17 protein-coding genes are annotated in these 21,099 nt (G+C 67.3%); 2 read left to right on the forward strand and 15 right to left on the reverse strand.

Annotated elements, in window-relative coordinates; genetic code table 11:
* Nucleotides 1–7 precede the first annotated feature (7 nt).
* The 13 genes from ACFRCG_RS20960 to ACFRCG_RS21020 all read right to left on the reverse strand — a co-directional run bounded on the left by ACFRCG_RS20960 (nt 8) and on the right by ACFRCG_RS21020 (nt 16,608).
* Complete coding sequence (locus ACFRCG_RS20960; protein ID WP_380033515.1) at nt 8–2,650, reverse strand: fibronectin type III domain-containing protein; 2,643 nt, start codon at nt 2,648–2,650, stop codon at nt 8–10.
* 177 nt (nt 2,651–2,827) lie between these two features.
* The gene (locus ACFRCG_RS20965; protein ID WP_380033517.1) at nt 2,828–4,201 is read right to left on the reverse strand and encodes a hypothetical protein; all 1,374 of its coding nucleotides are present in this window, start codon (nt 4,199–4,201) and stop codon (nt 2,828–2,830) included.
* A 353-nt stretch (nt 4,202–4,554) separates the two neighbouring features.
* A complete protein-coding gene (locus ACFRCG_RS20970) occupies nt 4,555–5,028 on the reverse strand; it encodes a hypothetical protein (protein ID WP_380033518.1) in 474 nt (157 codons plus the stop codon).
* 196 nt (nt 5,029–5,224) lie between these two features.
* Nucleotides 5,225–6,394, reverse strand: coding sequence for an NlpC/P60 family protein (locus ACFRCG_RS20975; RefSeq protein WP_380033520.1), 1,170 nt, complete (start codon nt 6,392–6,394; stop codon nt 5,225–5,227).
* Nucleotides 6,395–6,649: 255 nt separating this feature from the next.
* Nucleotides 6,650–7,219 carry a DUF4913 domain-containing protein gene (locus tag ACFRCG_RS20980; protein ID WP_380033522.1) on the reverse strand — a complete coding sequence of 190 codons (570 nt, stop codon included), beginning with the start codon at nt 7,217–7,219 and terminating at the stop codon, nt 6,650–6,652.
* Nucleotides 7,216–8,970 carry a type IV secretory system conjugative DNA transfer family protein gene (locus ACFRCG_RS20985; protein WP_380033524.1) on the reverse strand — a complete coding sequence of 585 codons (1,755 nt, stop codon included), beginning with the start codon at nt 8,968–8,970 and terminating at the stop codon, nt 7,216–7,218. The genes ACFRCG_RS20980 and ACFRCG_RS20985 overlap by 4 nt, the downstream gene beginning before the upstream one ends.
* A 33-nt stretch (nt 8,971–9,003) precedes the next feature.
* A complete protein-coding gene (locus ACFRCG_RS20990; RefSeq protein ID WP_380033526.1) occupies nt 9,004–9,621 on the reverse strand; it encodes a hypothetical protein in 618 nt (205 codons plus the stop codon).
* A gap of 305 nt (nt 9,622–9,926) precedes the next feature.
* On the reverse strand, nt 9,927–11,159 hold the full coding sequence (locus tag ACFRCG_RS20995; protein ID WP_380033527.1) for an ATP/GTP-binding protein: 1,233 nt from the start codon (nt 11,157–11,159) through the stop codon (nt 9,927–9,929).
* A gap of 403 nt (nt 11,160–11,562) precedes the next feature.
* Nucleotides 11,563–13,062, reverse strand: a complete 1,500-nt coding sequence (locus ACFRCG_RS21000) for an SCO6880 family protein (protein ID WP_380012138.1) — start codon at nt 13,060–13,062, stop codon at nt 11,563–11,565.
* Nucleotides 13,063–13,072: 10 nt separating this feature from the next.
* Nucleotides 13,073–14,725: a hypothetical protein gene (locus ACFRCG_RS21005; RefSeq protein WP_380033529.1), complete on the reverse strand. Its 1,653-nt coding sequence runs from the start codon at nt 14,723–14,725 to the stop codon at nt 13,073–13,075.
* Between the two features lie 79 nt (nt 14,726–14,804).
* Complete coding sequence (locus ACFRCG_RS21010) at nt 14,805–15,602, reverse strand: hypothetical protein (protein ID WP_380033530.1); 798 nt, start codon at nt 15,600–15,602, stop codon at nt 14,805–14,807.
* A 58-nt stretch (nt 15,603–15,660) separates the two neighbouring features.
* Nucleotides 15,661–15,942 (reverse strand): hypothetical protein, encoded by a 282-nt coding sequence (locus ACFRCG_RS21015; RefSeq protein ID WP_380033532.1) that lies wholly within the window; start codon nt 15,940–15,942, stop codon nt 15,661–15,663.
* 54 nt (nt 15,943–15,996) lie between these two features.
* Entirely contained in the window at nt 15,997–16,608 is a 612-nt protein-coding gene (locus tag ACFRCG_RS21020) for a DUF6668 family protein (protein WP_380033534.1), read from the reverse strand.
* 662 nt (nt 16,609–17,270) lie between these two features.
* On the opposite strand from ACFRCG_RS21020, the gene ACFRCG_RS21025 reads away from it, so the two are divergent.
* Complete coding sequence (locus tag ACFRCG_RS21025) at nt 17,271–18,632, forward strand: hypothetical protein (protein WP_380033536.1); 1,362 nt, start codon at nt 17,271–17,273, stop codon at nt 18,630–18,632.
* Between the two features lie 228 nt (nt 18,633–18,860).
* The gene (locus tag ACFRCG_RS21030; RefSeq protein ID WP_380033537.1) at nt 18,861–19,817 is read left to right on the forward strand and encodes a hypothetical protein; all 957 of its coding nucleotides are present in this window, start codon (nt 18,861–18,863) and stop codon (nt 19,815–19,817) included.
* Between the two features lie 43 nt (nt 19,818–19,860).
* Here the strand turns inward: ACFRCG_RS21030 and ACFRCG_RS21035 are convergent, their stop codons facing one another.
* Nucleotides 19,861–20,721: a class I SAM-dependent methyltransferase gene (locus ACFRCG_RS21035; RefSeq protein ID WP_380033539.1), complete on the reverse strand. Its 861-nt coding sequence runs from the start codon at nt 20,719–20,721 to the stop codon at nt 19,861–19,863.
* A 32-nt stretch (nt 20,722–20,753) separates the two neighbouring features.
* On the reverse strand, nt 20,754–21,098 hold the full coding sequence (locus ACFRCG_RS21040) for a VOC family protein (RefSeq protein WP_380033540.1): 345 nt from the start codon (nt 21,096–21,098) through the stop codon (nt 20,754–20,756).
* Nucleotide 21,099 lies beyond the last annotated feature (1 nt).

Here is a 21,099-nt window from a genome sequence, read left to right on the forward strand (position 1 = left end):
CGGGGTGTTACTCGCACTCCCAGAGCGGAGGCGAGAACTTGCCGCTGTCGGAATTGGGGGTTCGCACGTACAGGTCGCTGACGTAGCCCGAGATGGACTTGTAGTCGACCCGGTCCCACACGGCGCCGTGCACGTTGGTGCCCGTGCGGGTCACGTTCTGGCCCATGGTCTGGCAGTGCACCGTGATGCTGCCGGTGTAGTTGGGGCCGATCTCACCCCTGCGGGTGGCGGCGTCGATTCGTGGCCCGGCGTGAATGCCGATGCCGATCGAGTTGTTCCGGTTGGGACCGACGTTGTAGGTCCGCTTCGGCGGCGTCAGGTCGATCGTCGTGGTGGCGGAGCCGCTGCCCGCCGCGTTCTTCGCGGTGATGGTGACGGCGTACTGCTGGCTGTTCTTGAGGCCCTTGGCGACGTAGGAGGTCCCGGAGACGGCGTACGTGTTCGCGCCGATCTTCACCTGGTAGGTGGTCTGGGGGTCGGCGCCCTTGGCGAGCGTCCACTTCAGCGTCGCGCCGTGCCCGCCGCTCGGCACGGTGACGCTCACGTTCTCCGGCTTGGGCGGCTTGACACACGGCTGAATGGGTTGGGACCAACCGGAGTTCATCGTCTTTTGGCCGGCGAACTCGGCACTGACGAAGAACTTGTACTCCTTGCCGCACTCGCCCCCCGAGACGGTGAACTTCATCGTGCCGCCGGGAGCGACGGCGTCGGGGGTGACGCTGAGACCGGCGGTCACGTTGCCCAGCGTGTACCGGGTGGGCTTGGCGCCTTCCGAGGGGCTGAAGGTCAGGGTGATCTTCCCCTGGCTCGACGTGGCCTTGGGTGTGCCGGGCGCCTTCATCTCGGGCGCGGTGGTCGGCGGGGTGGTGGAGGGCGGGGTGGTGCCCGTCGGACTCGTGCCACCGGTCGCACTCGTGGTGGCGCTCGGCTCGGTCGTGCCCGGCGCGGACGAGGTCGCGGACGCCGAGGCCGTACCCGGGGCGGTGGGCGTGCCGGCCGTCTTCGTCGGCTGCGGCTTGGGAGTCTCGACCGGGTCGGCCGACGTGGTCTTGCTCGGCAGCGGCACCGGCAGCTGCGGAGTGTCGTCCGTGGGCGGCTTGGGATCGGGCTTGGGCTTCGGGTCGTGTGTGGGCTTCGTGTCGCGAGTGGGCGGCGGCGGGAAGGGATCGTCGCTGGGCACGTTCTGCGGCGGTGCCTCGCCACCGCCCGGCAACTGCTGGTCCTCGGCGGGCGGTTGCGAGGACGGCGGAGTCGAGGGCGGAGCGGAGGTGGCGCCGGCGCCCGGCGGCTTGGTCATGGTGGGAGTGGCCTGGTCGCCCGGGACACCGTCGGCGCCGGGTTCGCCGTCCTTGCCGATCCGATGGATGCGTCCCTGGACGTCGACGACCGCCGCCTCGGCACTGTTTTGGTCGTTGACCCAGAGGAGGCCGTTGCTGACGTACGTCTCCAGCGTGCCCTTGGCGCCGGTGACCTTGATCGGCTCCTCGAACCTGGCCTGGACCGTGTTGTAGACGAGCAGCGCGCCCGTGTCGAAGTCCGGCACGTAGACCTTGGCGCCGAGCACCGACGGGCTTCCGTACGTGTGTTTCTGCGTCTGTACCGGAGCGGCCTGGATGGAACCGCTGTTGACGTCGAGAAGGGCCAACGAGCCGGTGTCGGAGGCCAGGAAGGGCACGACCGCGCCCTCGCTGACGCCGGGCACCAGGAACCTGTCGGGCGCTCCCTTGGTCAGGTCGGTCGGCAGCTTGAAGGTGCTCGCGACGCTCGTCTGGGTGAGCGTCATGGCCTTGCCGGCGGTCACGTCGGTGACCACCACGCGGTCGGCGCCGGACTTGCGCCCGCCCTCGTTGCCCGGCGGCGCGGCCTTGACGAGGGTCAACAGCAGCGGATGTCCGGGCTCGGCGACCTTGATCGGCGCGCCCCGGTCGGAGCCTCGGATCGGCACCACCTCACCGGTGGCGGACAGCGGTACCCACAGCGTGCCGTCGGAGTCCGCCTGACTCTTGCCCAGCGGGATGCGCCCTCCCTGGGCGTCCTGGAAGATGATCGGCGGTCCGATCGTGGCGAACGAGCCGAGCGCGTTGGCGGCGTCGGTGGTCGGCCGCGGGTCGATGCGCTGCACCTCCCCCTTGCCGGGGCTGATCCGCCACGCGTTCCCGCCCCCGGTGGCGATGTCCTGGTTGGGGGTTCCGTCCGGCGAGGTCTGGGCGACGGTGAGTTGGCGGGGGTCGATCTGGTTGAGCTGCCCGGTCTTGCGGTTCAGCACCAGGACGGTCTTGCCGTCCGTACTCACCTGCAAGGTGGTGGGGTCCTGGCCGCCGGGCAGGGTGATCCGGGCGTCGACCCGTCCGGTCAGGCCGTTCACGTGCACGACGAGGTTCTTGGAGCCGCTGGGCAGCCACGCGCCCACGTCCGAGAGGTCGGAGTCGGCTCCGGCCGCGCCGATGCCGACCACGACCGAGGCGGCGATGACCGAGACGGCCGCGCCGATCGCCACGATCGCGGTCGGACGGTTGCGGTCCAGGCGCAGGCGGGACAGCCCGGGAACGCGGGACAGGCGGCTTTCACGCGGCGGGGGGGACTGCGGCTCGGGATCGGGTTCCCGAGCCGACGACGGGGTCGGCGAGTCGGGCGCGGGGCGCTGGGACATGGGGCTTCTCCCTGGAACACGGACCGGTCCACGATCCTTGGGTGCCGAACGCGCTGCCGGCGCGGCGGCCGGCGCCACGTTCGGCGCGTTCTTCGGATGGTGCGAGAGATGTGCCCACCTCTCGAACTCCCGGCCGCGGGTGCGGCCGGGAGCGGGATCAACGCGAGGGTGCGGTTGTCACGGCGGGGGTTGTGCGGCGGGACACATCGCGATCACCGCCGAAGAGTTCTCCTCCTCGGTTTGGACGGACAGGGTGAACAGTCCCGCGCCCGACGCCGTGAGCCGCTCCGGGATCCGGGTGCCTGCGCGGAGGAGGTCGATCTTGCGGGTTGCCACGGTGACCATGGCGGGTTCCTGGACGGGCACGACCTCGCCAGGGGTCTCGTCGTTCTCCGGCGGCGGCGGCCGGTCGGCGAGCAGGGAGCCGTAGGCCAAGCCGTTGTCGCCCACGATCGTGAGCGCGGCACCGCGACGGTCGGCATCGCCGGCCAGGCACCCGAGCGTGCGCGCCGACAGGTCGATCGCCAACGAACCGGCCACGATGTACCGCCCGTTCGGAGAGGCGGCGAAAGATCCCCGAAGGGCTTCGGGATCGGCGTCGCCACCGTCCGCGTTGGGACATTCACCGGACACCAGGACGGCACCCGACGCGGGATCGTGCACGGCGTAGATGGTGTGCTTGTCGTTCGCCGGCCAAGCGGCGAGCAACGCGCCCGGCAGAGTGCCCAGCAGCGTTCCGTTCGTTCTCCCGGCGGGGCCGATCCGGGTACTGTTCCAGCCGCCGGCGAGGCCGAACCTGGCATTGGGGCGAGCCGGGATCTCGGCGGTCAGAACGCCGGCCGGGATCGTCGAAACGGGGACGTCTCGGACGGTACAGCCGTTCATCTCATCGGGGCCGCACACATCCGACCGGCGTTTGTCTCCCGCCTGCACGGTGCTGCTCGCCCCGGTGGTCGGATCCCAGAGCGTGGCGGGTCCGGCCTCGATGACGTCGTTCGAGGCGTCTTCCACTCGGTCGCCCAAAAACAGCACGCCGCCGTCGCCGATCGAGACACCGACGGCCGAGAACGGGCCGGGAGTCTCTCTTTCGAGATGCCGGGTCGGTGCCACGGCGCCGCCGGTGGACGCGATCGAGAACGTGTCCACCACGGTGAGTCGGCGTGCGCGCACCAGGCCGGTGCCGGGGACGACGCCGAAGCGCACCAGGACGACGAACTCACCGTCGTGCGTGTTGACTACCCGGAGGATGGGGCTGCGCAGGATCGAAAGCTTCTTCAGCGGGGTCGACGACCAAACGACCGCGCCCTTGTCCGCGTTTCGGGCGATGACCACAGTGCCTTCGGCCTGGGCGCCCTTGGTGCTCTTGGCGGTCTCGGAACTCGTGGCCGTGGGTGTCGGCCCGCCGCTCGCCACAGGGTCGACGGACTCCCCGGAGAAGTCGTCGCTTCCGGCGTATACGTCCACGAAGTACCCGGCCTGCGGAGCCATCGTGTACGCGCGGCCGGTCTCGTTGTTCTGCCAACCGCGTTTGTTGTCGAGATTCGGTGGCACCGAAATGGACACCGGAGCGGCCGACGCCGGCGCGGATGTGGGGTTGCGCTCCTGGGGAGCTGCCTGCCCGCCCCCCATACCCGAGCAGCCGGTCGCCGCGCCGAAGGCCAGAAGGATCGAGGCAGCCGACGATAGCGCTCGCCGACGGCGTCTCACGACACGCCGAGAGGCCAAGGGGTGCTCCTGCGCTGTGCTTGGGGTGTCTGATGCCGGCGCTCTCATGTGAACGCCTTTGATTCCATTGCGACGCTAGGCGGCTCGAAATCGCCGAACAAGTCTTCGCGTGACCGACTGGGCAAGGTGATACCGCCGATGGGTGAAGACTGTGCAATGTTCACCGCGCCGGACACGCGCTAGTCGATCAGGCGCACCGAGGAGACCTTCCACGGTTGCGCGGCCGACGCCCGTTCGAGCGAGACGAAGGCCGTGGCGATCACGGGTGGGCCCGTCCAGCCATTGGCACCGGACGGGGTGATGGTCACCATGAACGCGTGCAGGGCCTTGGTGTCCGTGTCCGGGGGCTTGCCGGAATCGTCGGCCGACGTGGCGACGACGCGGGTGACGGCTTTGTGCTGAGCCCAGATCAACCAGGTTCCCCCCGGACCGGCGACCTGCGGACTGATGCGAAGGTTCTCCGCGTATGCCGGCGTCAGAAAGGGCGCGGCGCGTTGCGCGGCGTCCCACTGGGTCGCGTCGATCGCGGTGTCCACTGTCCACATCGTGACCACCGCGGCCCGGGCGACGGCGGTCGCGTCCCCGCCGTCGACGTTCGACGCCGCCGGGAGTGAGGCGGCGGGAGTACCCGTTCGACCGACGAGTGCCGGCATCGGTGGCACGGTGCCCGGCGCTGTCGGGTAGGTCGGAGGAGCGCTCGATGTCCGGGCAGGGCCTTGGGCGCCGGCCGAAGAGCTCCTCGAAGGATCGTCGACTGCCCGATCCCGGGTTCCGCTCTGCTCCAGGCTGCATCCGGCCAGGGCCGCGGCGACCAGCAACGAGGCGAGCAGCACAGTGGGTTTGCGCATCTCAGGCCCTCGCCACCACGACACCGTAGCGTTGGACCGTCCAGGTGTCGCTCCTCGAGAACGACGAGAAGGGATCCTGTCTGATGATCGTGCCGGTCGCGAAGGCGTCGATGGTCATACCTCTCCCGACGTACAAGGCCACGTGGTGAGTTGCATCGGTGCCAATGGCGCCGCCGCGGGTGAAGAAGATTGCGTCTCCAGGCAACATCTGGGCTTCCTGCGCAGCGCTTGGCGGACCCTGTGAAAGGAGAATCCGCTCGCCTACTTTTGCTTGCTCCCCAGCGGTGCGAGGAAGTTTTATCTGGCCATTGGATGCTTGGTAGATGATATAGCGCACGAAGCCGGAGCAGTCGAACCCGACGGTTCCCGCGCCCTGGGCAAAGCCTTCGCTCGGGCCGGTGAAGGTGCCGCCGCCCCATGAATACGGATACTTCCCCACGGATTCCTGCGCGAGTTTTACGGCGCGCCCGCCGAGTGTCTTGTCGCTGGTTCGATAGAAGGCGTCGTTGACCGCCGGGGCCGAATACTTGGCCATGGCTGCCTTGATGCCCGGGACGTACCCCTGAGTCTCATTCCAGGGCGGAATACCCCGGTAATAGCACACCGCTCCGGGGCCGGCGTTGTACGAAGCGAGCATCAAATCGAACGTCGAGCCCACCATCTCGCCGGCCTTGGGGGCGGGTTTCCTGTAGACGACCCCGTGCATCTCCATGACGCAGCCGCTGTCGGGAAATGTTCCGGCCTGCATTTTTTTGACTTCGCCGGCGAGATGGCAGTCGTACTTCTCCTGGGCCATGATGTTTGCCCGCGGGTCCGTCTGAGGTGCTCCTCCCCCCCATGTCGCCCAGGTCCCCGGGATGAACTGGCTCAGGCCCACCGCGCCTGCGGGGCTCACGATGGTGGGATTCCAGCTGCTTTCCTGCTCAATCTGCGCCGAGACGACCACAGGGGTCACTTCGGGGCACAATTTTCCGGTCTGCGCCACGAAGTTTCTGAATTGTGCGGGAACCGCGTCGGCCTTGAATGCCGAGCTCAGGAGCTCCTTGCCGAAATTGAACGGGTTCGCGGCGATTGCGGCTATGATGGCGGCCATCAGGACGACAAAAGCGACGGTTCCCGACGGTAGAAAGAAGAATACGGCTCCCACCACGAGCTTTTTCTTTTTCTTCATCTCCCTCTCCGTCAACCGTCGATGCGAAAGTCGCGACTGCGATACCGCTGTCTATTACTTGCCTGCCGAAATCGATCTCACCAAGTCCGCTACCGGAGCGAGACCCGGCACCATGCTTCCTGCTCTCACTCCTTTGCCGACGGTGTCCAGCGTCGACTCCGCCCTGTCGAATACCGCACCCATAAGGCCATAGAATGCCTTGAAGATGTCTTCGACTCCAGTTTCGTCGGCCACGTGATCCCTCCTTCATCGGAACTAGAACCCAATGTTCTTGTTCAAGACCTTGTCCTTGGGATATCCAGTTCTCGGTTTATGGGTCGACGACCCATGCGTTTCCTTCGCCTTCATCTCCGCGAAGAGAGATTCTTCGACCCTGAATCCGGGGTGATCCAACAGGCCCGGAGGCACGGCGACGAGCGGAAGTCCGTCCAGCGGATTGTTGTTGTGCCCCTCCCTGGGATCACACACCCCGAACGGCCCGAAATCGGGATCCATCAAGGCGCGAAGATGCGGATCGGCGTGATGCAGCCACCAGACCGACATGCCGAGTGCAGGGTCCTTCCGCAGGTACTCGAATGCGCGCCAGATGCTCGTCAGGCGAGCCACGGCTTCCGGATGTGCCCACCATTTCGGACACCAGAGCGCCACGGCGCGATTGAGCCTTCGCCGGATCACCTGCGACAGGTATTCCGTCACGAACACTTCGACGGACTCGAAGAAAAGAACCTCCGGCTCCGGTGGTGTGCCCGCTCCTTCCGCGGGTACTTCCTCCGGGTCGGCTTCTGCCTGAAATATGGCCGGCTCGGTGTCTCTGTCCTGGTTCATGACACCTTCTTGAGCTCGACGGCGAGATTCTGTGACGCCGGGTCGAACTCGGCTATGGACATGCGGATCTCGTCGGCATATTCGGTTTCCCACCACGGAATCGTCCGGATCAGGGCAGGCTTGGTGCCGCTGAATTGTACGAATGCCCGTCCGCGCGGCATGGAGGTCAGGTCGGCCACGTCCAGGACGGCCTCGGACCGGGATGCCTTGCTGACGTTGCTCTCGAAGAAGTCGGTCGACTTCCGGGAATAGCTGGTCGTTCCCGGCTCGAATACGCCGGATGCGGCGGACAGGTCACCGAGAAACTTGGTGTCCATCACGCCGCCCCCGTAGACGCGCACATTCGCCGCGCCCCACAGTTTCGCCATGCCCACGTCGCCCCAGGCCGCGGCTCCCTGTGCCCAGGACTGAAGGATCGTCATCATGACGACCCCACGGGAACCGAAGTGCGAGTACTTGTCCGGCAACGCCTTCCACGGACAGACGTTCGCGGCCTCGTCGAGCACGAAGAGCATGGGAGTGGGAAGCCGACCGCCGGGGCAGTCGCGGCCGTAGTTCTCGGCCTCCTCGGCCAGGGCCGCGGTGAGGGCGACGACCAACGGCGCCGCCATCTTGTTGGTCTCCTCCGACAGCAGGTACAAGGTGTCGCCGCCGCGGACGAACGCCTTGTAGTCGAACGCCGGTCGATTGGGCTGGTCGCCCGGCGTGATCCACGCGGTGACGGTCGGGGCGATGAGGAAGGAGACGATCTGTGCCGCGGTGCCGTACACGCCGGCCCGTTGCCGGTCCGGTGAGTTGATGATGGAGTCCACGGCGTCCGCCGACGCGGGATGCCCACCCTCGCGAAGGATGCGCTCGGGGGTGTCGTCGGTGGGCCGGGTCAGCCACGTGAAGACCTGGGTGATCTGGTTGTTGCTGATCGACGCGGCGAGCAGGAGATTGGCGATCAAATCCTCCGCGGCCGGCTCGAAGTAGGCGTCGCTGCGCGCGTGTCCGGGCCGGTTGATGCCGGCGAAGCGCGACGCCAACTTGACCGCGAGGGTGATGCTGTTGCCCACGTACGAAAGGGGGTCCCAGTACCAGGTGGGCTTGGCACCGGCCTGGTTCTGCGGGTCGAAGACCCACACTTTGCCGCGCCGGGCACGGGAGGCCCGAGTCGCGTCGACGATGTCGCGCTTGTTCGACGTGACGAGCACGGCGCCGGGTGCCGAGACGATGTTGGGAATGGCCCGGGACGTGGTCTTTCCGGTCCGGGGTCCCCAGATGTCCACGTGCATGTCCTCCCACGAGCCCCATACGTCGAGGCCATGGCGAACGGTCTTGCCGATGTACAGGCCCGGCGGCTCGTCCGGCCCCACGCCGAACTCGCCCGCCTTCACGCGGACGCCCTTGGTCGTCACCGCTCGGAGGTCCCTGGGCTTGGCCAGGTAGGGGATGGCGCGATCGATCGCGATCTCCCGACGCCGGACGGCTACGACGAATGCCGTCGCACCGGCCGCCAGCACGGCGAGCAGCGTGCACAGGAGCGACGCGATCACGGTGGCCTCGGTGCCGGGCCAGGTGTACTTCTCGAAGATCAGGCCGAACAGGATGAGAGGCGGTGGCGGCGGTGCCGGCTGCTCGGCGGGCGTGGCGGCCTTCGCCCCCATCCACATCGCGCCCGTGACGGCCATGAGCACTCCCACGACACCCATGAGCAGATAAAGGTCGCCGTAGGGGTTGGGACCGCGTTTCTTATTGGTGGCACTCAAATCGCAAACCTCCTTCGGGCGACCCTTGAAACGTCAGCCGATGAGTAGGAACTGGGTTGTTGCCGACGCGCTGCCGATGATCACACTGCCGGCGAAGACGTAAGATAGACCGCCCGCGATCTGACCGCCGTCGCGATATGCCTTGTGGATCTGGAAAAGACAATAGAATGCACAGAGGAGACATCCGGCGAGGCAGGCCCACACCAGGAAGCCGACGATGCTCATCAGAGGATCGGAAAGCTCCTTGGGGGCCGAATAATCCCTGGTGTCGTAGGCGTTCTTATCCCCCCTGCCCGGAGGCTTGTAGCCGTCCAGGAACCAGGGGTTGTCGGCGAAACAGTACTCCTGGTCCGACTTCGGAAGAATAGGTTTGTCGGTGGCCGGGTTCTTCCACATGCACGGGTGGGTATTCAGATCCTTGTAATTGGAGGTTCTGACGTCCGCGCATCCGGGTCGTTCCTCTTCGATGAGCGCGTTGCACGGATTTTCGTTGATTCCTTGCGGGTTGGGGAATTTTTCGTTTCCCACCTTCTTCTTGTTGTCCTTGATCCAGTTCTCCATACCGGAGACCGAGTCGTAGTCGCAGGTCACGCTGAGCGCCATGCCCGGTGAGTTCTGGTAGCCGTTCGGACGGTCGCTGGTTCTGCCCATGGCGCCGCATTTGGCGTAATTCTGATATGTATACGGGATTCTTCCGGGACAATAGATGCGAAACTTGGATCCCTGGAGGTCCCGGGGCACCTGCAGACACAGCGGTGGCTTGGGGGTCGGCGAGGCCGCGGGTGGGGGTGGGCTCGCGGGTGGCGGTGGATCCATGGGACGCGTGGCGGGAGCCCGGACGGCCTGTGCCGGTGCGACGCCGCCCGCGGCGGAAACCAGGAGCACGGCGGCACAGACGACGAACAATCGGGCCGCCGACCGGGTGAGGCCGCGCCACGCGCGGTGTCCTCGCCCATTCACGTCGCTGTCCACTTTCGGTTCGTGTCGTTGATCTGCATCTCGGACGGCGTCAACTCGACCTGCACCGGAATGCCCGGACGACCACCCACCTTGACCATGAACTTCCCGCGCCCCGGGGGGGCCGAGTCCGCTCCCAAATCGCTGTCCCACGAGGGAGGTGTGGACCAGTCGGTGATGATCTGCTGCTCCGACTCCGTCATGTGCACGACTTCGGTCAACTGCGGCATCTCCGCGGCGGGCAACCCGCCGCAGATCACCATCCCGGCACGCTCGACGAAGCCCTTGGCCTTCATCCGGTCCTCCTCTGCGGGCAGCGCCAGCAGGTCGGACATCGTGTGCGTGATCATCGCCATGCCGACACCGCGCTGACGGTTCAGCCGGGTGAGCGCGTCCACACGGTCCACCAGGCCACGCCCGGCCCGCAGCACGCGCCAGAGTTCGTCGAGGATGACGAAGTAGTGCCGCTGTGGCTCGAGCCCGGCATCCGCCAGCGCCTGGGCCACCGAGATGGCACCGAACCCGTAGCTCCAGCAGGCGAGGAGAGCCGCGGCCTGGAGCTGGCTCTCCGAGTCGTCGATGCTGCTGACGTCGAAGCACACGGGCTTGTCGTGATGCATCGCCTCGGTGGTGGGATGCGCGAACAACTCGCCCAGCCGTCCCCCGCCGAGCAGACCTACCAGCGATGCCTCGAGGTCCTCGGTGATGGTTCGATAGCGATTCATGTCGCCGCGGTCGAGGGCGACGGCGCGGACCGCCTCGGGCGCGTCCTGGAGCAGGCGCACGAGATCCCCCATCACCGGGACGCCCTGATGCCTGTCGTTGAGGACCGTCAGAGCGGTGTTGAGGATGCTCTCCTCACGGTCGGTCGGCGGGCGGCCGCGGAGCACGGTCACCAATGACGCGACCGCGTTCAGACGCCTTCCGTGCGCTTCCGCCAGGAGGGCTGTTCGAGCCTTCATCGGCAGCCGCGCGGCGGCCTCGGTCACCTCGCCGGGGTCGAGCACGTTGAGGTAGCCGCGCCCGCGCCCCAGCGTGATGACCTGCCCGTCCAACGCGTGGATGAGGTCCACGTAGTCCGGCTTGAGGTCACCGAACACCACAGGGTTGACCCCGTACCCCGCGAGCCCCAGGGCCTGGCGACGCACGATGGTGGACTTGCCGAGCCCCGGCTTGCCCAAGACGAACTCACTGGGGTTCAACAGGAGGTTGGCCCGGGTGAACCAGCTCACCGGATCGCAGCACACGGTCGCGCCACCCGCCAGGGACCGTCCCAACGGAACCCCGACACTGGGTGTACCGGAACCGGCTCCGAACGGCCACAGGCCGCATACCTGAACCGTTGTTCCCCGCCACTCCGGTGGGGTCTCGACATACCCCGGAGTGCCCCTGGCCCAGCCTCGAAAGCCGCGCGGTCCCGGCAGGCGAACCATGGGGCGCTTGGGTTGCTCCGGCCGCGCGGCGTCGACGTTCTTCCCTTGCTTCCTCAGACCCCGTCCACGCTTGGCCGCCGAGGCAGGAGGCGGCACCGGCGCGCCCCCGTCGAGCGAGTGTTCCTCGCTCATCGAGGTGTGACTTGTCACGAAGCTCAGCTCCCCTTGGTTGCGAATGCGGGCGCGGCCGAACGACGGCCTGCTACATGGATTCACGAATCGTCTGCGGGACCTTGAGATGGTTCGGCAGGACCAGGCCGAGCGGCAGCGCCGCCGCGAAGGCGGAGGCCTGGGACCCGTATACGCGGCGCACGAGAATGCGCGAAGAGGCGGTGAGGTTGTCCACCGCGGACGCCGCGAGTTTGATGTCGGCGGCCTCGTTGACCGTCGCGGTGATCAACATGGCGAAGCGGACCAATCCCGCACCCGTCGCCTCTTCCTTGGCGGCCTGGTTCGCCGCCTGCACCGCGATGGAGTCGCGTGCGTTCTCGACCTTCGCCTGCTTCGCTTTGAACATCGCGTCCTTGCGGTCGCGTTCCACCAGCCGCGCCGAGGTCGCGGGGTCGTGCGGTCGATACAGCAGGGTCACCCGCTTGCGCATGATGTCCGGGTGCGGTGACACCAGCCGTGTGAGAACACTCGAATACACCTCGCCGCGGGGGGCCTCCGACATGGCCCAGGTGACCGAGTAGGCGCTGTCGTGCCGATAGTGGCCCCATGCCTCCTCGGTGGCCGTCGGACCCGCGTCGTCCCACTTCAGGCTGCTCTTCGGATTGGAGCGGGCCTGTTCGATGAAAGTCGCCACGCTGGGGTCGTAGGCCACCCGGATCACTTCGGTGAGTTCGCGGCCGCTCATCGGCCGGGCCGGTCCCGCTCCGGTCATCTGGAGGCTGCTGCACAGACCTGGGAGGCGCATACCGAGGTCGACCGCCATGTCCTCGGCGCTGCGCCGGGCGCGCGATCCCCGGGCCGCGCCCGAGTACGTCAGCGCGACCCGCGTGGACATCTGCGCCGAGCCCTGGCCGTACGCCTGGGTGACCTCATGGAGGACCTGCTTGGCCAACGACGGGGCATCCTGGCTCAGGTTGAGCTCCACCTCGCTACGCAGCCGCTCACCGGTGTCCGGCGCGGCCTCGATCGTGACCGATGCCGCGACGAGGCCGGGCTCGTGGCCGATCTGGGAGAGCCAATGGCCCCAGTACGCGACCCAGGTGTCGACCTGGGCGGGGTCGACGAGGGAGGCGCCGTCGGCACTGCACGTCAAGACGACAGTGTGGTGATTGGTCGCCGGAATCGTGACGATCGCGAACGGCCGGCCGTACGCGTCGTTCGCCTCGAACAGCTTGGATCCCGCGGCCAGGCCGGGGAGTTTGCACGTTCCGAGGGCGACCCGACCGAGTGGGCCCGAGCGGTAGAGGTGCGCCCCCCGAGACTTGCCCGCGGACCAGGACGTCCGGGCGACCGCCCACTGAAGCCCGTTTCGGCCGTGCTTGTCGCGCATGACCATCGGCACCAGGGCCAGAGCGATGATCACGCCCAGAACGATCGCGCCGATGAACGAGAACATCATCACGATGATGACGAACAGCATGCCGACGATACCGGCTGCGGTTCCCGCGAATCCCAAACGGCCGAGCCCCGGAGAAATGGGTTTTTGCCAGTTGCCGTAGGTGCGCACTTCCTGGGACATCGTGTTGGTCATCAGTTATCACCTATCTGTGCCGAAGCAGGTTCGCCGCGCCGGTGACGGGTCGGGCGCCGAGCGTCAGGACGGCTCCGGCAGTTCCGATGTTTGCGGCGCTGGAACCCGCGGCAGGGCCGGTCAGTGCGAAGACGACACGCACGGTCGCGGGTCCGACCAGGGTGACGAGCGCGAGTACGAACAGGCCGCGGAATTGCTCGGCCATGTTCAGCGACTCGTAGCCGGGAGGTGCCCAGAGTCTCGCACCCGCGACAAAGATGATCATGGACGCGGGTTTGACGAAGATGAACGCCACCAGATACGAGATGTGCTTTTGAAAAACGTTCCTTCCGGCGGCTGTGGACGTCGCCGAGGCCGACAACGGAAGCGTTCCCGTGAGCACGATCACGAAGAAAAGGCGCGCCGTCATGTAGAAGTACTGGACCATGTTCGACGCGATGATGATCAGCGCGGCAATCAGGAACAGCACGATGGAATTGAAGCTTTCGAGACTCTTGGCGAACCTGTCCGCGGCCTCTTGAAGAGCGCGTTCCGAGGAGTCGTATCCGGTGGTATCGGGGTCGAGCCCGCGTACGACGATCCAGTTGGTGAAGACCTGGCAGGCCTTGACCGCGAGATTGACCACGAACACCGCGCTGCCGGTGACGAGGATGAGGGTGAAGGTGCCCTTCACCACGTCCCGCACCGAACTCACGTCACGTGTGTAGGCGAGTCTGAGCCCTGCGATGACGACGCAGGCCAGGGCCAGGGTGTACGTGAAGGGGTTCGTGTACCGGGTCAGGAAATCGGCCGTGTTGCGGCTGCACGGATAGCCTTTGTCGCGTGCCGCGGCCTTTTCGGCGTCCGTGGGCTTGTCGGCGTCCGGCTGGCAGTCCCGCTTGTTCTCGCTGATCAACGGATCCGGCGAGGTGATCCACCACATCAACGTGATGCGAACAGCGGTCTGACTCTGTTCGCGGATGAAGGTGATGGGCTTGGTCAGGAACGCGTCGTCCTCGTGCTCCTTCGCGTTTGTGGTGATGACTCCGCTGTCGGGGCACAGGGAACTCTTCACGCCCCCGCTGCACGGCGGGACGTCCCCGATCTGAGGAGGCGCGAGTTCGCGCCAAACAGGGTGTGCACGCAGACAGGACTGCGTCGCGGCCACCTGTGCGCTCGGCAGCCGCAAACAAGGGTTCGTCGGTGGGTTGGCGAGGAGATCGGCGCGAACGTCGACGCAAGGGACGTCTCGTTTCTTGTTCAGGCCGCCGTGCTTGCCGTCCATGAGGACACACGGATTGACGCCTTCCTTGCCGCCGGGGAGCACGAACGACTTGTTCTGGTCATCAGTGCTCGTCAGCGGAGTCCGACCGACGCCTCCGCTGGCCGTCAACGCCTCACCGGTGAGCTTGCTCTCGTTCTTGAGCCAGTTCTCCAGGTCGTGGTCGGTCTTGGTCTCGTCCGCGTTGCCACCCAGGACCGTGAACCCCGGGGCGACGTCGATCTGAGGTTTCGCCGGGTCGTCGGTCGCGCAGTAGTAGGTCCACTTGCTGCCCGCGGCGTTCTCCGGGATCCAGACGCAGCCCGCGGCCCACTTGTCGACCTTGTCGTCCGCGATGCTCGGGTGGCCGCTCTGCAACGTGAACAGCACCAGAAGAATGCCGACCACCATCGCCGTGCGCACCAGGGCCTCGAAGCGGCTTCGAGGCTTTCCCGCTGCGGCACGGGACCGCCATGCTCGCCGTTTGCTCTGTATCACGTGGTTACGCGCCCCCCCAGGGAACAAAACCCTCGAGTGAAGTGAGTTGTTGGCCGCTGGTGGAGTCGGAGCCGTCGGGCCCGAGTTGGAGTTTCCAGTCCCCTTCTCTCCAGACGACCGTGTGCACGAATGCCTGCAGCGTGCCGTCCGGGAGGCGGCGGGCCAGCTCCACTACCGCTCCGTCCGCGTTGTAGTTGACGAACTTGAAACCGGTGATCTGCGGGACGCTCCCCGGCGCGGGGGCAGGTGCCGCTCCTCGCGACAGCTCCGCGGCGTAGCGCTGGTTCTCGTACGCCTCCGCCCCGGGCCCGGACGCGACCTGTTTCTTGACCACTCTCGGCCAGTTGTCCGCCAGGAAGTAGCGCGCGGTGATCTGCGCGGTGGCGAGAAGAGCCCCGGTGGGAGTTTGTGCGTAACAACGAGCCACGTCGCCTTGTACGACGGCCGGCCCCACGGTGCGTGACATGGGAACCAGAACGGTGCGGAAGGATATCCATTCGACGTCCGCAGGCGGCCGAGTGAGGAGGCGTTCGTCGGTTGTGGCTATGTGGGGGCAAGGCGCGTCGGGGTCTCGTGGGAGATCCACCGGTCCCAGGGTCGCCGCCGGCGGAGCCTGGGGCGGCTTCCCTGCTTTGGGGCCCGATTTGCCCCCACCGCTGCCGTCGATCATCACATAAGCGGCGCATATGATGACGAACAGGATTACCAGCGCCGAGGCTATGAAGCCGGGCTGAGCGAAGCGACTGCCTTCATCGTCGTCGAAGCCGAAGCCTGCCGACTGTTCCCTTCTGATCCAAGCCATGCGCTTTTCTCCGGACTGGGCCGCGAACGATTCGACGGGAACTGGAAGGAGCCGATTGTCACGTCACCCAGTTGAAGATGGTGACGATGCTGCCCGAGACGATCACGGTGAGCATCGACATCCCGAGCCCCACGAAAGATGCCTGCCCCCCGTCCTTGTGTGCCTTCAAGATGTTGGCGGTGCACAGGATCGCCGTCAGGAAAGACATGATCAGAATTCCGTAGATTGCCAGACCTGCAATCTTGGCAAAGCCCTCGTCGAGCCCGGTTCCGGCCGGAGAGAACGTCTTCGGCTTCGGCATGTCTTTGTTCCCCGGCGGGGGCGGGGTCTTGCCGGACACCCAAAGGTGCGCACCGTGAGCCGAAGAAATCAGGGTGGATGTCAAGACTGGGCCTCAATTTCTCGCAACCAGGGGACTTAAATCTCTGGCCAACTGGGTCAGGGATTTCGGGAGAGCGGTGAGGGGGGGAGTCTCACCGAATCGCCAGGACTCGATCCAGGGGATGGCCCAGGTTCGTGGGAAGGCGCCCGCCACGAGTTTCACCAGATCGCGCAACGGCTTCGGCAGGGTGCCGGGCGCGTCCGCTACCGCGACCAGCCCCAGGAGTTGAACCTGTGGGACGGCACCGGATGCCCACTGCCGCGCGGCCGTCTGTGCCGCGCGCAGCCCGGGGACACTGGTCCGGGCGACCAGGATGACCCTCGTGTACCTGCCGTCATGGTGTATCGGCCACTGTCTGGCGGCGTCACGACCCGCCGGAAACGTCGCGCTCAGCATGCCGACCCCGGCACCGCCGTGACATCCCACCCACCACCACGGAGCGTTTTCGTTCGGCTGAAGGGTCCGGAACGGGAGGCCACCGCCGTCCGGCGGAGACAGTGTTCCGGGGCCCGGCTTGATCGGCGTGACGACGGGTGTGGGGGAAACGGGTCGAACGTCCGGGACCTCCGGCGCTTCGGTCACGGTGGCAGTAATCCACGGGTTGGTTCCCGTTGGTTTGCTCATCGCACCTCCAGCGCTATCTCTTGGATCGGCGTGCGGTCGAATGCGGATCCCATGCGATTCGGGCGTGTCATCCGTCCGAGGCAGGCCGCGCGAAGGTGTACGCCATTACGCCATGGGCTCGAGGGCTCTCGAACTCCACGGTTATAAGTCTTTGTCTTTCCTCCGGCGACCGGTCCCGATGCGCCAGGCTTCTTTCGCCAAGAGTACAAGAGCGCGACGTGCCCGGGATTCACTTTTCCAGTTACACATTGCACTGGCAGAGCGCGCTGTCGCCGGGTGTCGGTTCCGATCTGCACAGTTATTGAGCGATCCGATATCCGAAAAGTCCCTCGGGGTCGTATATGCCGGAGTCTCCATCGCGCGCGCGGTGCAGGTCGCAACCACGGAGCGTCACGTCACTCTGCGGTCGACGGGGCCGCGAGTCGAATCCCGTCTTTCCTCTTCTCGGTTACGGATTGCACTGGCAAAGCGGGGGATCGGTGAATTTGGGTTTCAATATGCACAGTGAATCTCCGCCACTGCGGGAAAATGGGATGAGGCCGGCTCCGGCTGCGCAACCCCAAAAGCGTCCGAAAAGCGGGCAAAGAGGCACCTTGTGGTCGTCCGGGTTCCCGCTTGCGAATGGCTTGTTGGCGACCGTGATTCGATCTACATTCCCGGGCATGAGACGGAGAGCCCTCCCGGCCTGTTCGGCCGCCGCCGCACTCGCGGTCGCGGTGGCGATCGCGCCGGAAGTTTCAGGACTGGGAGCGACGGCGCACGGCACCGGGCAAGGCTCCGGCGCGGTGTACGCCGACGCTTCGGGCGCGGCCTCACCCGAACGCGAACTCGCCCCGATGACGCGGAGCACACTGCGTGGCTACGAACCGACCGGGGTCGCGGTCGAGGGTGGACGGGATCCGGCCCGCGCCGCGGTCCTGGCTCCCGGAAACTACCTGGACGAGTTGACGGACAAGGAGGTCGGGTACTACTCCGTGGACGTGCCCGCGGGCTACACCGCCTACGTCTCGGGCACCACCGTCAGCAAGGTCAAGGGCATCGAGGCCCTGGACGTGAAGCACCTGGGCGAGCGCGGCAACAGCTTCTGCGAGACGGACACCGGGCTCGATCAAAACCTGGCCAAGGTCGTCACGGCATCCGTGCGGTGGACGGCGTCCGGCGGGGGCGGCAACGGCTGCGCGCGACCCGGGCACCAGGTCTTCTCGGTGACCCGCCGCGGAACCGGACCCCCGGTGCCGCTCGAACTCCAGGTCATGCTCGAACCCCAGGTCCTGGACCAGGGCCCGGCCGAGGGGAACATCGCGCAGTACACCGAACCCGGCGGCCCCGACAGACCCGTGAGCGGCGGCGGTTCGTTCGCCTCGGCGGCGATCCTGCCCGGCTCCGGCCACTACACCGACACCGTCGCCCCGGGCGAATGGGTCTTCTACCGGGTCCGTCTCGACTGGGGCCAGAGCCTCTCCTTCCAGACCCGGGTCGGCGGCGGGAAGGAGATCGTCGGAGTGCAGACCCACTTCTACAATCCGGTCCGCGAGCAGTTGGCCCAGGACGCGTGGGGTGTCCACGACACCGAGCACATCTTCGCCAAGGGAGTCGACCCCTTCGCCACCCGTCCGGTGCGCTTCCTCAACCGCAGCGACCGGCAACAAGAGGTCGCCGACATGCTCCCCGGCTGGTACTACATCGCCGTGGCCGCCCAGGGCGAAGGGCCGTCGCGGTCGCTGGCGGTCGACGTGTCGGTGGCCGGTACCAAGGAATCCGGCCCGGCGTACGCGCAAAGCGCGCAGCCCCTCGATTCCGCGCGCGAGCCGAAGCCGCCGGCGACCGGGACACCGACCACGAAGAACCCTGCATCGAAGGGCCCGACCGGCCCCGAACGCGACCTTGGGCACGCGTCCGCGAAAAACCGCGAATCCGGGGCCTTCGGCGGCCCGCTGGTGTGGGCGGGACTGCCCGCCGCGCTTCTGCTCGGCGCCGGCCTGACGGTGCTGTTCCTGCGCCGACGGGGGGCGCGCCGGACCTGAACCCGGGACGCCGATGTCGTCGGTCGCAACCACCGCCCCGACGCCCGGTGTTCCGGGTCGCGCCGCCGCGCGGGCGGGGTCCGGGAGCGCCGGCACGTGTGTTCCCGTGCCCCCGGGGTGGACGTTCCTCGATTCCCGCCCGCTCCCCCTGACCGGGGGTCGGGATGACGCATAGGATCCTTGCCCATGTCAGCTTGGGGTCGTTTCACGTCGCCGCGATCGGCGCCGGTGCCTGTGTTCGTGTCGGACGCCGCGCTCGACGACGCCGAGGTCCGCGCGGTCGCGCAGGGCCTTGCGCGCAACGGCGATTTCACGCCGGCCGCCGCGTTATTGGAGCGGGTGGGACGCGACTGGGCGCGGCGGGTGGTCGCCGTGACCGCGTTGGGCGAGGCGGCCGCGCTGCACCCCGAATGGGTGTGGAAGTGGCGCGCGGAGCGCCCCGAATCGGCGGACCCGCTGGTGGTGATGGCCGCCGCCATGGTGCGCGCGGCCTGGAACGCGCGCGCCGCGAAGCAGGCGAGCCTCACCGGCGGACGGCAATTCGCCGACTTTCGGGGGTTGTTGGCCGACGCCGACCGCGCCTGTCTGCTCGCGACCGAGGCCGCCGGCGCCGATCCCACCCCGTGGGTCTCGTGGTTGTGGGTCTGCCGCGGGCTCGGCGTCGCGCGTGATGTGTTCGACGCCCGATGGGCGGCGTTGCGCGAGCGCGATCCGCACCACCGGGCCGGGCACGACGCGGCATTGCAGTACCTGTGCGAGAAATGGTGCGGATCGCACGACGAGATGTACACGTTCGCCCGCACGGCCGCGGCCGCGGCGCCGGACGGCTCGCCCCTGGTGATCCTCGTGGTCGAGGCGCACATCGAGTACGCGCTGCACACGCACGGCAGCGGGAACGGCGCCGCCGACGATACGGCCTTCTGGCTCGCCGAGTCCCGGCAGCGCGACCTGGACACCGCCCTGGACCGCTACCCGGTCGACGGCTCGCCGCGCCGGCCGAGCGCGCTGTCCGATCACAGCGCGCTCGGCTACGCGTTGGCCAAGTCGCAGCGCTGGTCCGAACTCGCGATGCGGTTCGACGCCACCGACCACCACGGTTTCCATCTCCCGTGGAGCTACGGCGGCGGCCGAACCTTCTTCGAGCGTTCGCACACCGAGGCCACCCGAGGCTGCCCGCGCCGCTGAGCGGACCGCCAGCATCCGCGAACGCGGGCGTACGAAAGCGCGGTCAGGTGGTCGCCACGAGCAACTCCTCGCCGCTGGAGGTGCGCAGTCCGTCCGGGCGGTGCGCGAAGTAGCGCTCGTTGAGCTCGGCCGCCGACACGTGTCGGGCGGTGGCGAAACCGAGCTCGCGGGCCGACTTCGGGAGTTCCTCCGGTGCATAGAAGCTGACGAAGGGTGTCCCGGCTGCCTTGGCCCCCTCGATCGCGATCCGGAACGCGGCGCGATGTTCGTCGGAGTCGAGCAGTTCCGGCGGCAGTTGGAACGTCATGGCCAGCGTGGAGCCGGGGGCCAGTGACGCGAGCCGGCGCAGCGTGTCGGCGTTGGCCTGCCTGGTCAGGTACAGGGCGACGCCCGTCGAGGCCACCACGGTCGGCCGGGTCGGGTCGAATCCGGCGTCGGTCAACTCGTCCCACCACGAGGCGCCCGACTCGAAGTCGACCGGCACCAGGTGCAGTCGGTCCGGGACGCCGTAGCCGAGTTCGTCCAGTCGCCGGCGCTTCCACGCCTGGGGACCGGGTTGGTCGACCTCGAACACCCGCAGCCGGGCCGCGACTTCCGGTCGGCGCTGGACGAAGGTGTCCAATCCGGCGCCGAGGACGAGATATTGCTCCGCCCCGCGCTCGACCTGTTCGATCACCAGGTCGTCGATGAAGCGGGCCCGGGCCACGATCGCGGCCCGGAACCAGCGGGTCAGGTCCGGATCCATGTCCGGCCGGTCGCGCCAGTCCGGGTCGGGATCGGCGATGCGCAGGCCGATGTCGTCCTCGAAGACGTGCGGCGCCGGATCGAGGCGCAGGTGCAGGGCCCGCCACAGGGCCACCCGCAGCGCCGTCTCGTCCGGCGTCGCGATGCGTTCGTCGGGCACAAGCCGCTCCGTTCGGTCGACGTCGGGGGTGTTCACTGCCGGGCCGGCGCCGACAGGGTCCACTCCCGCCCGTCGGGGTCGCGGACGGTCATCTCCCTGGTCCCGTAATGGGTGTCCTCGAACGGGGTGACCACCTCGACCCCGTCGGCGGGCCGGAACGTGTCCTCGTCGGGCACCCGCAGGACCAGCCGCACCCCGGGCTCGCGCGTCTCGGGTACCTCGGCGATGAATACGAACGGCCCGTTGCCGTTGCGCAGTTGGCCGGAGTTGTGCCCGGTCGAGAACTCCAACTCGTAGCCCAGTCCCTGGAAGAACTTGGCGGCCTTGCCCCAGTTGTGCGTCTCCAGGAACACGGCTTCGATGCCCTCGGTCGTCATG

The organism is Embleya sp. NPDC056575 (assembly GCF_042793325.1).
Classification (GTDB): Bacteria; Actinomycetota; Actinomycetes; order Streptomycetales; family Streptomycetaceae; genus Embleya.